Below are 13716 nucleotides of genomic sequence, written 5' to 3'. Positions count from 1 at the left end.
CGCGCCGCGGCGCCGCGGCGTTCCGCATTGGCGCGGGCGATCGCCACAGCGCTGGCGCTGATGTCGCAGCCCTCCAGGATCAGCGGCAGCTTGCTGCGCCGGGCCAGCAGGACCAGATCAATCACGGTGTCACCGCCGCCGCAGGCCAGATCGAGCACACGCAGCGGCTGGTCTGGCTGCCGCGCCGCCAGCGCCGCGATCGGCGCGAACAGGGAGGCGGAACAACGGCTCAGGGCATTGATGCGGCGGAGACCCGCCAGGGCCCGGGCGTGATCGGCGGGGTCGATGCCCGGCTGATCCATCACTTCAGGTATCCGTTCCCTGCAGCTCAGGGAGTTCAGGCTCGGCATCGCCTCGGCTTGTCCTGAGAGGGCATGCACGAATGATGGCGACGCCGGGTGGGCAGAGGGCGTCGTGCGGGGTTCCTCGTTGATCCGTGCGGCAGGGCAGCACCCCTGCTGACCGAGGGCTGGCAGCGATGGCAGAGCTGTTCCGAAGGCGTTGAGCAAACGCCGCACCCACAGCATCCGTTCAAGTGCCTGGGCGTGAAGCTCGTGCGGCCTCAACCAAACCAGGCACGGAGATCTCAGAGATGCATCGGTTGCGGAGCACCCGGCTTGTGTCGAGGCACCCTCCACAGCCTTGATGTGGAGATTGGCAGCACCAGCCATTGGAGCGGTGTGATCCAGCCATTGTTGAGAAGCTCGATCACCGGCTACAGCCGTGACGACCACCGCCCAGCACCTTCTCAATGGACTCATCGCCGGACTGGCTGCGGGGCTCACCCTCGCTCCTCCGGCGCAAGCCGCCGAGCGGCTCGGGGCCATCCCCGCAGTCTTCCGGGGCCTCTGGATGGCAGAGGCGCGGCACTGCACTGCCACGCAGAGCGACGAGTCGTGGCTTCGCATCGAGGCCGATCGCCTCAGCTTCTACGAGAGCAGTGGGCCGGTGCTGGCGGTGGCGGGAGAGGGGCCCGAGCGGATCGGCGTGATCATCGCGCTCTCCGGGGAAGGCAGTACCTGGCTGTACCTCGGCCTGCTGAGCCTGGATCCGGGCGGAGACCGCCTGCGGCTGGTCAGCACGGGGGTGGAGGGTGAAGTGCTTCGGGTGCGGTGTGAGACGCGCTGAGCCAGCTTCAGGGCTGGTTGACGTTGCACTCCCGCAGGCTCCCAGCGATCGCAGTGATCAGGTTCTCAGCCTCATTGCGCCAGTCGCTGCGGAACTTAAAGCCCAGCACCACCGTTTCTCGATTCTGAAGCCGCAGGGCGTAGACCTCGGCGAAGGAAGGAGCGGGAATCGAGGTGGAGAAGGCCAGCCCTTCAACACTGCGCTCCAGCAGGCGGCGCTGAATCGGCCTTCCCTGATGGGCCTGGCCGGCGAGGAACACCGTTGCCACGTAGGCACGCAGTTCGGCCGGGGTCATGCCGGCCTTGGCATCGGTGACGTCAAGCGGAAAGCGAACGCCGGTGAGGCTGAAGCGCTCGCTCTGCGCGTCGGCTGCCGGCGGATGCACCACAGACACAGCATCGAGACCCACCGATAAGGGGCTAGAGAGGGCGCGTGGGGAACGGAAGCAGAGACCCTGCAGCGCCACGACCTTGTCGGGCCGGGCTGGAGCCTCACCTGGTGAAAGCACCAGACACAGAGCGAAGGCCATACCGGCGGCGGCAGGGCAACAGTTTCCCTTCAGAAAGGCAGCCTCTCGCCAGGCAGGGTGAACCAGGCAGGCCCGCCTGGCATGACTGAACCATGCGCGAAGCCAGCGGGACGGTGTCACGACGATGCTCCATCCGTGGCTAGCAGCATCCTCATGGAAAGAGTTCTACGAGCACCTCAACTGGATCCACCTCGAGTGAACTCTTGAGCTTGCAGCTTCTTGACCTCGCACCTGCGGCGATCAGTCGCAGACGATCGAGGCCGGGCCCCAATGGGATGTCGAAGTCTTGCTGCCCGTCCGCGTTGAGGTTCCAAGGTGCCTGGCGGAGCAGCAGCCCATGCTTCGGGGAGGGGCCTGGGATAACCACGAGCGTGGGGCCTTGATCAGGCTCCAATGCAAAGCTCAGCTGTCTGCTCAGGGCATCGCAGCAGCCGGAGTGCCAGCTCCACCTGCGCCTTGCCCACGTCCACACGTTCACTGCCGCCAAGGGCCTCTAGGGCGATGGGCTCCCGGGCGCGGCAAACAGCCCCCACCGGCGAAGTCAGGCGGCTGCAGCTAATTTATCATTGCCAAGCATCCATTCTCTTCGCAAGTCCTGGGGTCAATGAAATGCTTGCCTTTGTTTTGTCCCGGCTATTCACTCATACGCTTCTCAGTGGGATCCTGGGAGCGATTTTGGGTGCTGCCATTGGTGTTGTTGCTGGAGCACTTCGGCGATCAATTTCAAGCACATTAGCAGTGAGCATAAGGGGTGCTTTTTTAGGCTGTATCCTGGCTTGCAGCAGCCCACTGATTTGCACCCCTGGCTCCCTGGAGTCATGGGGAGCGGGGGGAGGGCTGGGATCATTGTCAGTACTCGTAAGCCTGGCTTTCATTGCCTTGGGAGGGCTAATTGGCGGACTGACTGCAAGCACATTTGGATACCGATGGGTGATGAGAATGAAACCCAGATTCTTTGCATGGACGATGAGTGGCATTTACATCTTCATGACAGCTTCTCTTGCATATGGCTATCTCCGATATTGCTTCACTGGGTCATCGTATTGCTAACATCTATTCTTCCGCCCCAATCCAAGGCCGATCAAAAAGGTCAGTTATTGGTATGCGATCTGGATGCGCCACATCATCCAAGCCGAAGATGGCGGGATGTTCTTTGCTTGAGCCAGGGAGAGCCGTCGCTACTGAATCGAACCGTTAGCAAGGGCTGCAGGCGAGCACATCGTCGGAGATGGCATCGGGGCTGCTTTGAGTCGCCACCATGCTGTTCATGCCAGGAGGTGATCATGACGCTGCTGGGAAGGGAAGCCACCCAGCGGGCACGCACACTTCGGCAGTTCGGTTCAGATGGGCCAGAAGTCACTCCCAGCACTGTGCCATCCACAGCGTCGTGCTCACGCATCAAGCGGATCGCCACTCGCTGACAACGCTAAAGCGCCCGCATGCATCAGTTCATTCACTTCATCGGCAAAGCCGATGCCAGGGAAAGACGTCGTCACCATGCTGCGCAGGCGGTGATCAATTGTGCGCGTCCCAACAGGGTTCTGCACTGATCAGGGGGGACCTGGTTCGCGGTATGACAATCGACGCAACACGAGCCTGCCGATGTGTCTGAACATGCCGTTCTCCCTGGCCGGTGTCGTATGACTGTGACATCGGGTCAGACGTCAACCAAGGCCTTGCATTGCACTCCAGGAGCTACTTGATGCTGATGAAGCCCAGCTGATCCTCAATCAAGGCGCTGCAGGTGGGAGCCTTCTGGCGCACCACCTCTGCGGCGATGCGCATGAGAACGTCCATTCTCCGCCCGACCGCCCATGGATAGCAGGTGTTCCATTCACTGATGTCGCCGATGAAGATGGATGCAACGGTGTCGCCACCGCAGAACTCCCAGTAACAGGAGATGGTATTGATCCCTTCGTGGTAAACGACAACCCCGCTACGCCCGTTGTCGCTGATCTCCACCCACCATGGTGCAGAGAGGCTCCCGGTCACCGGCTGGCCGGCTCCAGGATGCGGTGGGAGGGAACCTCATGGAGAGCCATCAAGCGACGCTCAATGGTGGCTCCATTGGCCTTCATCCAGGCCGCCGTGGTATCTCCCACTTTTTGTCCATAGATGCGATGGCTGTAGATCACCGCAGTGCCACGACCATCAGCCAGCCTGAATCGCGCAAAGACAGCCTCGATAAAGTTACGAACAGGGAAAAGAACGACGATCAGATGTTCGGCGGGCTTCACGGCAGTGCGGGGAACCGATAAAGTGCGAACCACCACGGCCTTGTTCTGCTTGTAGTTATCGAGCACCCTATTGGCAACATTGGCCAGCCCATCCCCATCGCTGACACCTGGGTACGTGTTGATGGTTATCATGTCCGTCCAGCGACTCAGGTCAGCCTGATCAGATGGAGTGAACTCATGCTGATGCTTTGACGACCATCGAAGGAGATAAGTCTGATCAGCAAACTTCATCGTCAACGGAGAAGCTGGCGGCCCACCTGCCGCATGCGAGGCGATCGGCACAGTCATCATCAATACAGCTGTCAATCGAATCAAGCCACGAAGGTTGCGCATGCCAATTATGCGGGAATCTCACCGGGAAAGGCCCGAAGACAATCTTCAGGAACATGGGCAGGATACGCACTTGCGGTGCGCAGTAGCAGCAAGCGGCGACGTGCGGCTTCGAAGAGATGATGAAGAGGCTGTGAAGAAACCTTGGGGATGACACTCATCCAGGCAAGACATCCCTTGCGCCATCTCAGCATCGGGCAGAGCCACGAACGCATCAGGCTGCCGTGTTAAGCCGCTTCGCTCGACATGATGGATGGTGCGGCCGTTCCCGGTGGGATCAAGGATCGTCAGCAGCACGCCCTGATTCACCTGGGAGAAGGTGCAGGAAGTCACGACGGTTCAATCCGTATGGAGGCGTGCCGCTGATCGATCTTCAGGTTCAAGATCCGGCAGCTCGATCCGGCAGCTCACTGAAGGACCCCGCTCGGGCATGAGCCCTGGACCAAAGGCCTTGGACATCACTAACGCTTCTCCCGATTCCCCGGAGACTGCGCTTGCCGCCGCGCTGGGCGTGGCTTTGGGTAACGGGTTAGCGGTAGGCCGCAGTGGGCGCCGGAGCCTCACAATGGGATCGATACTCATCCTTGGCGCCATGACCATGCCGGATCTCAGCGCAGAACAGCCGGCCGGCGACCTCGATCTACTACGCATCCTCTGCTGTGTCGCCTGGTCCGATGGGGAGATGTCTGAGCAGGAGCGAAGGCTGCTCAAGAAGCTGGCGGAGCGCACGGCGGCGGCAGAGGCCGGCCCAGAAGCCGCTTCCACCGCTGTGGATGCCCTTGCGGCCGAGACGCTGGGGCCGGAGGCACTCGAGACCCTTCTGCCAAGGATCACCACGGCCGATGACCGGCAGCTGGCCGTGAAGCTTGCGTATCAGGTGCTTCGCATCAGCCGGCGACCGGAAGACACCTCGAGCATCAATACCGATGAGAAGTTGGCGTACCGGCGGCTGGTTGAGGGTCTGAAGATCGACGACCGAGAGATTCTCGAAGCCGAATGGGCGGCGGAGCAGGAGCTGGCCCAGCCGCCCGGCCTACTCGCCTTCCTTGCCAACCGCTTTCGAGGCCTGGGGGCCTGGGCAGACACCGACCAGCTGGATACTCCAGGCACAACGCGCCCCTGACCAGCTTGGCTAGGTGGCGGGATGGACCTGCGCCCCCAAGACCCAGAGGGCGAAGGTGCAGGTCCTTCGTTCAGCAATGGCCAGGCAGGCAAGTCGATCCTTAAGGATCAGCATCTCCTCTGCAGTTCCAGGGAGCGCCTTGCCAGAGAGATCTACGGCAAAGGCACTCCTGTACAGCGTTTGGTACAGGAGTGCCAGGCCAGTGACGAGGGACGCTCAGGGCCGCTTGATGCCGAGCGCCTGGGCGCCGTACTGCTCGCTGAACATGGCCTGGATCTGCCAGGCCCTCAGGAGCGTTTTGGACACCTTGCGCAGGTCTTCCAACTCCGTGCAGTTGTCGATGGCACGGGAGTGGGCTTCCACGAAGAACTCTCTGCTGACCGAAAGGGACTGGCTCATGGCGATGCCTGTTGGAGGGGGAGGAGCTGATCGGGGCAATGGGTTCAGCCGATGCCGAGCAGGCCGCGGGTGAAGGCCTCACCGCCGAGGGCGAATTCAGTGGCGAGCAGGGCGATGAAGCCGAGCATGGCCATACGGCCGTTGAGCTTCTCGGCGCGCTCATGGAAGCCCCAGCCGCTCTCGGCGCTCACCACTTCCATGCGGGGCTCGGTGGCGAAGGCATTGAGGCGGCCGCCGTCTTCGGTGGTGACGGTGGCGCCGCGAATGGTGGCGCGGTCAAGGGCGCTCGGGGCGGTGGCGGTGGCGGTGGCTTGGGCCATGGGGCTCTCGCTTGGGATGAGAGAACTGTAACAGACTATTTCGGATTTTGAACAGATGTCGCTTCTGGGCGGCGATGGGGCCCCGCAGGTTGTACCTCAAGGGCGCTGCTGGTTGTTCCGCCAGCTCCTTTGCGCCCGGGCGGCCTTGCGGAACCAGAGCGGGTGCCCAGCCGGCCGAGATCCTGCGTCGCTCACCCCTTCCGCCGACCTCCTCCGCCTGTCCTGCCGCGGTGCCCTTTCCGGGGACGTTGCTCCTCAGGACTGCGCGTCCGCAGCGCATGGAGACCCCGCTGCGGCCTGGCCTGTCGCTCCCCGGCGGCTGGCGCGCACCCGCAGGCCCTGCTTCGGGGTGGGGCAGGGGATCACCACGAGTGTGAGGTCCTGGTCGGGCTCCAGCGCAAGGCTCAGCTGCTTGAGCAGCCCCACCGCCAGCAGCCGGATCTCCAGTTCCGCCAGCGCCTTGCCCAGGCACACCCGTTCACCGCCGCCGAAGGGCAGCAGAGTCACCGGTTCCGCCCCTTCCAGATGCCGCTGGGGCCGAAAGGCCGCCAGGTCCTCAGGGTCAGCGCCGTGGCGCTGGCTGGAGCTGATGCTCACCTGCACCACCCGCTCCGCCGGCACCAGCACACCCGCCAGGGCGATCGGCTCCCGGGTGCGGCGAAAGAAGCCCCCCACCGGCGGCGTCAGCCGCATCACCTCCTTCACCACCGCCTCCAGCCGCGGCGCCCGCACGGCGTCGTAGGCGCTCACGGCCTCTGCTTCGGCCGGCGGCCAGGGCAAGCCGTCGAGTTCCTCCAGCAGCCAGGTCAGCTCGGCCGGGTGCTGCAGCAGGGTGAGCAGCAGGCAGCTGAGCGCGGAGGCGGTGGTTTCGTAGCCGGCGAACAGCAGTAGCAGCAACTGCTCCGCCACGTCGTCGTCGGCCAGGGGGAGGCCGGCTTCATCGAGGCCTCCGGCCAGCAGATCGAGGCCGCCGGCGCTGAGGGGCGCTCCGGCAGCGGAGGCGGCCTGGGCGTTCTGCAGCACGGCGCCCAGGCGCTGCAACAGGCGCTTGCGGGCCTGACGGGCGCGGGCGAACGGGCTGCCGGGCAGGGCGAACGGCAGGGAGAAGAGGCCCTGGCACCAGATCTCGAAATCCATGAACAGGGCCTCGCGATCGACCGCATCGAGCCCCAGCACGGTGCTGGCGATCACGCTGAAGGCGAAGCGCCGCAGCTGCGGCACCAGGGCCAACGGCGCTTGGGCACCCAGCAGGCCCTGGTGGAGCACCTCCACCTGCGCCACGATCGCCGGGCTGTAGCGCTTCAGGGCGGCGGAAGCGAACAGCTGCCCCACCACCCGCCGGCGAGCCTTGTGATCCGCACCATTGCGATTGGCCAGCGACAACGGCCCCAGCAGCTCCCGCACACTGTCCGGCCACCAGCCCTGGACCGCGTCACCCTGGGCGAACAGATCGCTGATCGCCTGGTCGCCGCGGATGAACACGGTGCGCTGCCCCAGCAGGCTGGTTTCGTACACATCCCCGTAGCGCTCGAAGCGCTTGCGGGCGAAATCGGGATCACGGAAGAAGGCGAGGGTTTCGAGCACGCCGCTCACGGCTGGCGTGCACGGCAGGGGCTGAAGGGTGGCGGAATCGAGGGGCAAGCGACCGGATCCAAGCGGTGCCCAGGCTGGCAGTCAGCTGAAAGCGGCGCGACGCCATCACGCCAGCCAGCTCCAGGGCGGCCACACCCGTTGGGCCTCAGGCCCTGCTGCGATTGAGGGCGGAATCACCTGATCCTGCTGCTGCACATCCGCTGCAGGTGGCTATGCAACGGCTGAGTTTTTCGCACCGCCATGGCGATGCCGGGGTTGGTCGTTGCGCGACATTCTGCCTAGACCACCCATAGCCATCCCCACGGATCTGAAGCGGCCAGGATGAACTCGCCAACGCTCAGGCCACAACCCAGCGATCCGCCCGGGCCACACCACAACGACAACAACCACCGCAAATCCCTCGAGCCCGGCAAGTCCAGCCCGCCACCGCCACGGTGATCCGGGCCGGCATGGAGATGATCGTTCCTGCCGACACCATCGCCATGGATTAGCGGGTGCTGGTGCGCCAGGGCGAGAAGATTCCCACCGATGGGGTCGTGACCGAAAGCAGCAGCTCGGTGGAGGAGTCGTCGCTCACCGGCGAATCCCTGCCGCCGGCCAAGCTGATGGGCGGAGACACCGCCCTGGCCCAGACGGTGCGCCTCGTGGAAGAGGCCCAGACCAGCGGCGCCAGCGTGGAGCGCCTGGCCGATCAGGCCACCGGCAGTTTCGTGCCTGCAGTGATGCTGATCGCCTTCGCGGCGTTCGGCCTCTGGATACTGGCGGGCCCCTTTCAGCACAGGGCTGCTGGACTTCGTTGCCGTACTGGTGATCTCCTGCCCCTGTGCCCTCGGCATCCCCACCCCGGCGGCGCTGATGGTTGGGGTGCCACGGCTCAACCTGCCTGAGCATCGATCTGCAGCACCCCCATCAGCCCCAGATCCTCGTGGTCGAGGTTGTGGCAGTGGTAGACGGTGCGGCCCGGAAAATCCCGGAAGCTCACGCGAAGGCGCACCTCCTCGCCCGCCTTTACCAGCACCGTGTCTTTCCAGCGGCGCTGGGCTTCGGGGCGGCCGGCGCGGCTGATCACCTGGAAGGGATTGACGTGCAAGTGGAAGGGGTGATCCATCACGTCGTCATTGACGATCAGCCAGTCTTCCGTGCTGCCCAGCGACACCCGGGTGTCAATGCGATCGGGATCGAAGGGCTGGCCATTGATCACGAAGCCCATGCCACCCACGCCCATCCCGCCGCCGCCCATGCCCATGCCTCCGGCGCCCATGCCCCCCATGCCGTGTTGCATGCCGCCCATTCCCATCCCCATGGCATGGGCTAGGGAGAAGCGCCGCGTGCGCTCCGGCTGCGGCAGGGCCGGCACGGGAATCAGGGTTTTTGGGAGTGGCAGCGTCGCCATTGATCCGGCGTAGTTGAGGGTGGCCAGGGTTCGGGGACCCTCCTCAGCGGCGGTCATGCCCATGTGGCCACTGCGCTGGTAGGGCAGATTGAGCAACCGATAGGTGCCGGGGGTCTGGTTCCCTTGCACCAGCACATCAGCCCGCTCGCCAGGGGCCAGCAGCAGTTCGTCGAGGGCCTCAGGGGTCGCGATCCCGCCGCCATCGGTGGCGATCAGCACCAGCCGGTGGCCCTCCAGGGCGAGGCGGTAGATGCGGGCATTGGAGGCATTGAGCAGGCGGAGCCGCAGCAGGCCGCCGCTGGGGATCGCCAGGCCGGGATTGAGCTCCCCGTTCACCGTCAGCAGTGGACCTTCCCGGCCGAGCATGCGCCCCATGCCCATGCCCATGCCGGCCTCACCTGTGCCGGCGGCGCTGGCGAAATCCTTGAGCACCAGCACGGTTTCGCTGGCCGCCGCCACCTCAGGGATTCGGTCGAGATCACCGCGCACCACCAGGGCGCCACCGAGGCCGCCGAACACCTGATCGGCCGAGTGGCCGTGGTGATGGGGGTGTACGTAGAAAAGGCCGGCCGGATGGTCGGCGGCGAGCTTGAAGGCATAGGTGGTGGACCCACCGGGCGGCACGGTCAGGAACACGTTGTCGGCCGTACCGGTGGGCGGGATGTGAAACCCGTGGAAGTGCAGGTTGGTGGGCTCCTGGAGGTCGTTGCGCAGCCGCAGCCGCACCTGATCGCCTGCATTCACCTCCAGCAGTGGACCGGGCGAGCGGCCGTTGTAGGTGAGCAGCGTGGCGGGGCCACCGGGAAGCAGGCCCGGCGTGGCGCGGGCCACCAGCTCCAGATCGGCCACGCCGCCACGGGAGACCAGGTGCGCCGCACCGGCGGGCTGGGCCCGGGCGGCTTTGCGCTGAACCCGGTCCCAGAGAACAGGGCTGACCACGGCTGTGCCGAGGCCGGCGAGCCCCAGTCCCAGCATCTGCCGTCGCCGAAGGGGAGTGTTCATGGTTGGGTCCTTACTTGGCGTGATGGGAGAAGTTGCTGATGGCTCCGGTCCGCGTGAAGGCCATCACCGTGAACGCCTCCTTGCCGTAGGCCGATTCCATGCCTGGGGAGCCCAGGGGCATCCCCGGAACGGCGATACCCGCCACCGGCGGCCTTTTCTGCAGCAGCCGTTTCACATCGGCGGCAGGGACGTGACCCTCAAGGGCAAATCCAGCCACTTCGGCGGTGTGGCACGAGGCCAGGGGGGCGGGGACCCCCAGGCGTCGCTTGATCACGGCGACATCCGCCACCACGACATCGCGCACAGCGAAGCCATTGGCGCGCATGTGCTGCACCCAGCCCTTGCAGCAGCCGCAGCTCGCGGATCGGTAGGAGGTGACCGGCATCAGGGCTAGAGCACTGGCGCGTGCCGGGAGCGTCCCGCCCGCTGAGACAACGGCTGCAACAGCGCCGACCCCCAGCAGCAGCCCAAGGAACCGCGCAGGACCGCGTAAAGCTGTCGAGTTCATGGCCTCTGATGCGGGGATGCCTTAACCGTAGAGCCTCCACTTAAGTGGAGAGTCAAGCCCGTGATGACCTGCATCGACCGGCGCAGATTTGCTACGCCCTTGGCCCTTGACTCTCCTGTCAAGGGGAGACCATACGGTGAAGTGTCCTTACCCTGCCGCCATGCGCCCGTCCCGCTTCACCGCCACCTTGATCGGGCTCGCCTCTGCTCTCTCGATGGTGGCTCCGGCCCTGGCCCAGATGCCAGGCGGCATGAATCACGAAGGGCACCAAGGCATGCCAGGGATGATGAACATGCCTGGGATGTCTGCCCCTGCCGGATCCGCCCCGGCCCATGCCGGCCACGCCCATAACGTGGGCCCCGCCGGAGCCACCTACGACCTGCGTTTCATCGATGGGATGGTGCAGCACCACACCGGTGCGCTGCGGATGAGCGAATTCGTCTTCGGCATCGGTTCCCCTGGTGTCGGTGCTCTGGGCAAAACGATCTGGCGGGACCAGGCCAACGAAATCCGGGCCATGGGGCTGTGGCGCAAGGCCTGGTACCCCCAGGCGCCCGTCTATCCCGTGGCGCTGGCGAGCGGCGGTGATCCCAACAGCCTGGCGGGCCTAACGCGCATGAGCCAGGCCCAGATCGACGGCATGCGGATGATGGGAGAGCTCCCCACCAGGGACAACCGGGTGGTGTGGTTCCTCGAAGGGATGCTCGATCACCACGGCGGGGCGCTGATCATGGCCCACGACGCCCTGGCTAAGAGCACCAACCCCACGATCCGGCGCTTTGCTCGCGGCGTGATCGTGGCCCAGCGGGCGGAGATCATCGAACTGCGGCGGATGCTGGCGGTGGAGGGTCTGCGCAAGCCTGAGTACAGCAGATACGACGCACTGTTCAGCCTTTGATCACCGGCGACTTCATCCTGAAAGCATTGGGCCACCTGCCTTGACTGACTCACCGGCCTGCCACGTCCAAGGCCATCACCACATGCCGCCCGGCAGACACGGCCCGCCGCCCACCGGCGTTGGCAAAAAGGGCATGGCCAAGGATCCCATCTGCGGCATGGTGGTTCCCAAGGCCACAGCCCTCACGACCCAGCGCGGCGGCCGCAGCTACTACTTCTGCAGCCAGAGTTGTCTGCAGACCTTCCAGAATCCCGACCGTGAACTGCGCGTCATGCGCAGGCGGGTGGGCTTCGTTATGGGCGGTGTGCTGGCGCTGGCTCTGTTGCGGGCCGGGGCCTTCATTGCCCTGGCGGCGGGAGTCAGCCTGGTGTCCTGGGCTCCTGTGTCTTTCCTGCCCTGGATGAGCTGGGGGAAGTGGCTGTTTGCGCTCGCCACCCCCGTGCAGTTCATCGGTGGCTGGTCGTTTTATACCGGCGCCTGGGCTGCCTTGAAGCGCCGCGCCCTCAACATGGATGTGCTGATCGCCCTCGGCACCTCCGTCGCCTACTTCTACAGCGTGGTGGTGGTCTTTGCGCCCACCTGGCTGCCGGTCGGCGTCAGTGAACGGGATGTCTATTTCGAAGTCTCGGCGGTGGTGATCGCCTTCGTCTTGATGGGCAAGTACATGGAGGAGATCATCAAGAAACGCTCCTCAGCCGCCGTGCGCAAGTTGCTCGATCTTCAGCCCGCCACGGCCACGGTGATCCGCGACGGCATGGAGATGACCGTGCCCGCCGATGCCATCGACACAGGCGAAACTGTTCTGGTGCGCCCGGGCGAGAAGATCCCCGCCGATGGGGTGGTGCTGGATGGCAGCTCCTCTGTGGACGAATCCTTGCTCACCGGTGAATCCTTGCCGGTGGCCAAACAGGCTGGTGCCGAACTCATCGGCGGCACCGTGAATGGAATGGGCCTGTTGCGCTTCCAGGCCAGCCGGGTGGGATCCGACACCGCCCTGGCCCAGATCGTGCGCATCGTGGAGGAGGCCCAGGCCAGCACCGCCAGCGTGCAACGCCTGGCCGATCAGGTCACCGGCTGGTTTGTTCCAGCCGTGGTGTTGATCGCCTTCGCGGCGTTTGCCTTCTGGACCCTGGCGGGCCAGTTCAGCAGTGGCCTGCTGGCCTTCATTGCCGTGCTGGTGATCTCCTGCCCCTGTGCCCTGGGCATCGCCACCCCCGCGGCGCTGATGGTGGGGGTGGGCAAGGGCGCCGAGCAGGGCATCCTGATCCGCAGCGGCGAGGTGCTGGAGCGGGCCGAGAAGCTCACCACGGTGGTCTTCGACAAGACCGGCACGCTCACCTTGGGCAAGCCGGTGCTCACCGATCTGGAGCCCCTGGCAAGCCATTCGGAGCAGGAAGTGCTTCAGCTCGCAGGTTCCCTGGAGCATGGCTCAGAACATCCCCTGGCGGCGGCGATTGCCGAGGCCGTTGCAGAGCGCCATCTGGAGCTGTTGCCGCTGGAGCAGTTTGCGGCCCAGGTGGGTGAGGGCATCACCGCCAAAGAGGGCGGGGACGTCGTCTGGTTCGGCAACCGTTCCCTGGCGAGCCGCTTCCTGCCCCGGCTTCCCGAACCTGTGGAGGGCCAGCTCGCTGGGCTCGAGGCCCAGGGGAAAACGGCCATGGTGCTGGGGCGCGCCGATCAGATCCTTGGGGTGATCGCCGTGGCCGATACGGTCAGGCCCGAGGCCGAGCAGGCCGTGGCCCTGCTGCGGCGCCGTGGGGTGCGGGTGATCATGCTCAGCGGCGACAACCGCACCACCGCAGAGGCGATTGCCGCCCAGGTGGGGATCACCGAGGTGATCGCCGAGGTCCGGCCAGCTGACAAGGCTGGAACGATCAAGTCCCTGCAGTTGGCGGGGCAGAACGTGGCCATGGTGGGTGATGGCGTCAATGACGCCCCGGCCCTGGCCACCGCCAACATCGGCATCGCCATCGGCTCCGGTTCGGATGTGGCCAAGGAGGCCGGTGACATCATCCTGATGGGCAACGACGTGCGGCTGGTCGTGACCGCCATCGGCCTGTCGCGGGCCACCATGCGCAAGATCCGCCAGAACCTCTTCTGGGCCTTCATCTACAACGGGATCGGCATCCCGATTGCTGCGCTCGGATTGCTGAACCCGATGATCGCCGGTGCGGCCATGGCCATGAGTTCGCTGTCGGTGATCGTCAACTCGTCGCTGTTGCGGCGGTACCGAGCGGCTTGATCAGGCCGTAGCGC

The 13716-nt window shown here is 65.1% G+C and carries 15 protein-coding genes; 5 read left to right on the top strand and 10 right to left on the bottom strand.

What is annotated here, in order from left to right; translation table 11 throughout:
- The coding region (locus KQ303_RS10930; RefSeq protein WP_259730301.1) for a class I SAM-dependent methyltransferase at positions 1–302 on the bottom strand (302 nt) is incomplete at its 3' end.
- A 421-nt stretch (positions 303–723) separates the two neighbouring features.
- Here KQ303_RS10930 and KQ303_RS10925 point away from each other — a divergent pair.
- Positions 724–1128, top strand: coding sequence for a hypothetical protein (locus tag KQ303_RS10925; protein ID WP_259730300.1), 405 nt, complete (start codon positions 724–726; stop codon positions 1126–1128).
- Between the two features lie 7 nt (positions 1129–1135).
- On the opposite strand, the gene KQ303_RS10920 is transcribed toward KQ303_RS10925, so the two are convergent.
- From KQ303_RS10920 to KQ303_RS10905, 4 genes are all read right to left on the bottom strand, one after another.
- Positions 1136–1657 carry a hypothetical protein gene (locus tag KQ303_RS10920; protein WP_259730299.1) on the bottom strand — a complete coding sequence of 174 codons (522 nt, stop codon included), beginning with the start codon at positions 1655–1657 and terminating at the stop codon, positions 1136–1138.
- Positions 1658–3048: 1391 nt separating this feature from the next.
- Complete coding sequence (locus KQ303_RS10915) at positions 3049–3204, bottom strand: hypothetical protein (protein ID WP_259730298.1); 156 nt, start codon at positions 3202–3204, stop codon at positions 3049–3051.
- 148 nt (positions 3205–3352) lie between these two features.
- Complete coding sequence (locus KQ303_RS10910; protein WP_259730297.1) at positions 3353–3649, bottom strand: hypothetical protein; 297 nt, start codon at positions 3647–3649, stop codon at positions 3353–3355.
- Positions 3646–4227 carry a hypothetical protein gene (locus KQ303_RS10905; protein ID WP_259730296.1) on the bottom strand — a complete coding sequence of 194 codons (582 nt, stop codon included), beginning with the start codon at positions 4225–4227 and terminating at the stop codon, positions 3646–3648. The genes KQ303_RS10910 and KQ303_RS10905 overlap by 4 nt, the downstream gene beginning before the upstream one ends.
- A 589-nt stretch (positions 4228–4816) precedes the next feature.
- On the opposite strand from KQ303_RS10905, the gene KQ303_RS10900 reads away from it, so the two are divergent.
- Positions 4817–5347 carry a TerB family tellurite resistance protein gene (locus tag KQ303_RS10900; RefSeq protein WP_259730295.1) on the top strand — a complete coding sequence of 177 codons (531 nt, stop codon included), beginning with the start codon at positions 4817–4819 and terminating at the stop codon, positions 5345–5347.
- Positions 5348–5563: 216 nt separating this feature from the next.
- Here the strand turns inward: KQ303_RS10900 and KQ303_RS10895 are convergent, their stop codons facing one another.
- From KQ303_RS10895 to KQ303_RS10885, 3 genes are all read right to left on the bottom strand, one after another.
- Positions 5564–5746, bottom strand: a complete 183-nt coding sequence (locus KQ303_RS10895; RefSeq protein ID WP_094512647.1) for a hypothetical protein — start codon at positions 5744–5746, stop codon at positions 5564–5566.
- Positions 5747–5790: 44 nt separating this feature from the next.
- The gene (locus KQ303_RS10890) at positions 5791–6066 is read right to left on the bottom strand and encodes a high light inducible protein (protein WP_259730294.1); all 276 of its coding nucleotides are present in this window, start codon (positions 6064–6066) and stop codon (positions 5791–5793) included.
- 255 nt (positions 6067–6321) lie between these two features.
- The gene (locus KQ303_RS10885; protein WP_259730293.1) at positions 6322–7707 is read right to left on the bottom strand and encodes a cytochrome P450; all 1386 of its coding nucleotides are present in this window, start codon (positions 7705–7707) and stop codon (positions 6322–6324) included.
- A 446-nt stretch (positions 7708–8153) separates the two neighbouring features.
- On the opposite strand from KQ303_RS10885, the gene KQ303_RS10880 reads away from it, so the two are divergent.
- Positions 8154–8546, top strand: a complete 393-nt coding sequence (locus KQ303_RS10880) for a hypothetical protein (RefSeq protein ID WP_259730292.1) — start codon at positions 8154–8156, stop codon at positions 8544–8546.
- Here KQ303_RS10880 and KQ303_RS10875 read toward each other — a convergent pair.
- Both KQ303_RS10875 and KQ303_RS10870 read right to left on the bottom strand, forming a co-directional pair.
- On the bottom strand, positions 8534–10054 hold the full coding sequence (locus KQ303_RS10875) for a multicopper oxidase family protein (protein ID WP_259730291.1): 1521 nt from the start codon (positions 10052–10054) through the stop codon (positions 8534–8536). The two genes, KQ303_RS10880 and KQ303_RS10875, sit on opposite strands and share 13 nt — an antisense overlap.
- Before the next feature lie 10 nt (positions 10055–10064).
- Entirely contained in the window at positions 10065–10439 is a 375-nt protein-coding gene (locus KQ303_RS10870) for a DUF411 domain-containing protein (RefSeq protein WP_259730290.1), read from the bottom strand.
- Between the two features lie 283 nt (positions 10440–10722).
- On the opposite strand from KQ303_RS10870, the gene KQ303_RS10865 reads away from it, so the two are divergent.
- Positions 10723–11460, top strand: coding sequence for a DUF305 domain-containing protein (locus tag KQ303_RS10865; RefSeq protein WP_259730289.1), 738 nt, complete (start codon positions 10723–10725; stop codon positions 11458–11460).
- Positions 11461–11542: 82 nt separating this feature from the next.
- On the top strand, positions 11543–13702 hold the full coding sequence (locus tag KQ303_RS10860) for a heavy metal translocating P-type ATPase (RefSeq protein WP_259730288.1): 2160 nt from the start codon (positions 11543–11545) through the stop codon (positions 13700–13702).
- Positions 13703–13716 lie beyond the last annotated feature (14 nt).

The organism is Synechococcus sp. CS-1333, from assembly GCF_025128015.1.
Taxonomy (GTDB): domain Bacteria; phylum Cyanobacteriota; class Cyanobacteriia; order PCC-6307; family Cyanobiaceae; genus MW101C3.
This window is presented reverse-complemented; position numbering and strand designations above follow the sequence as displayed.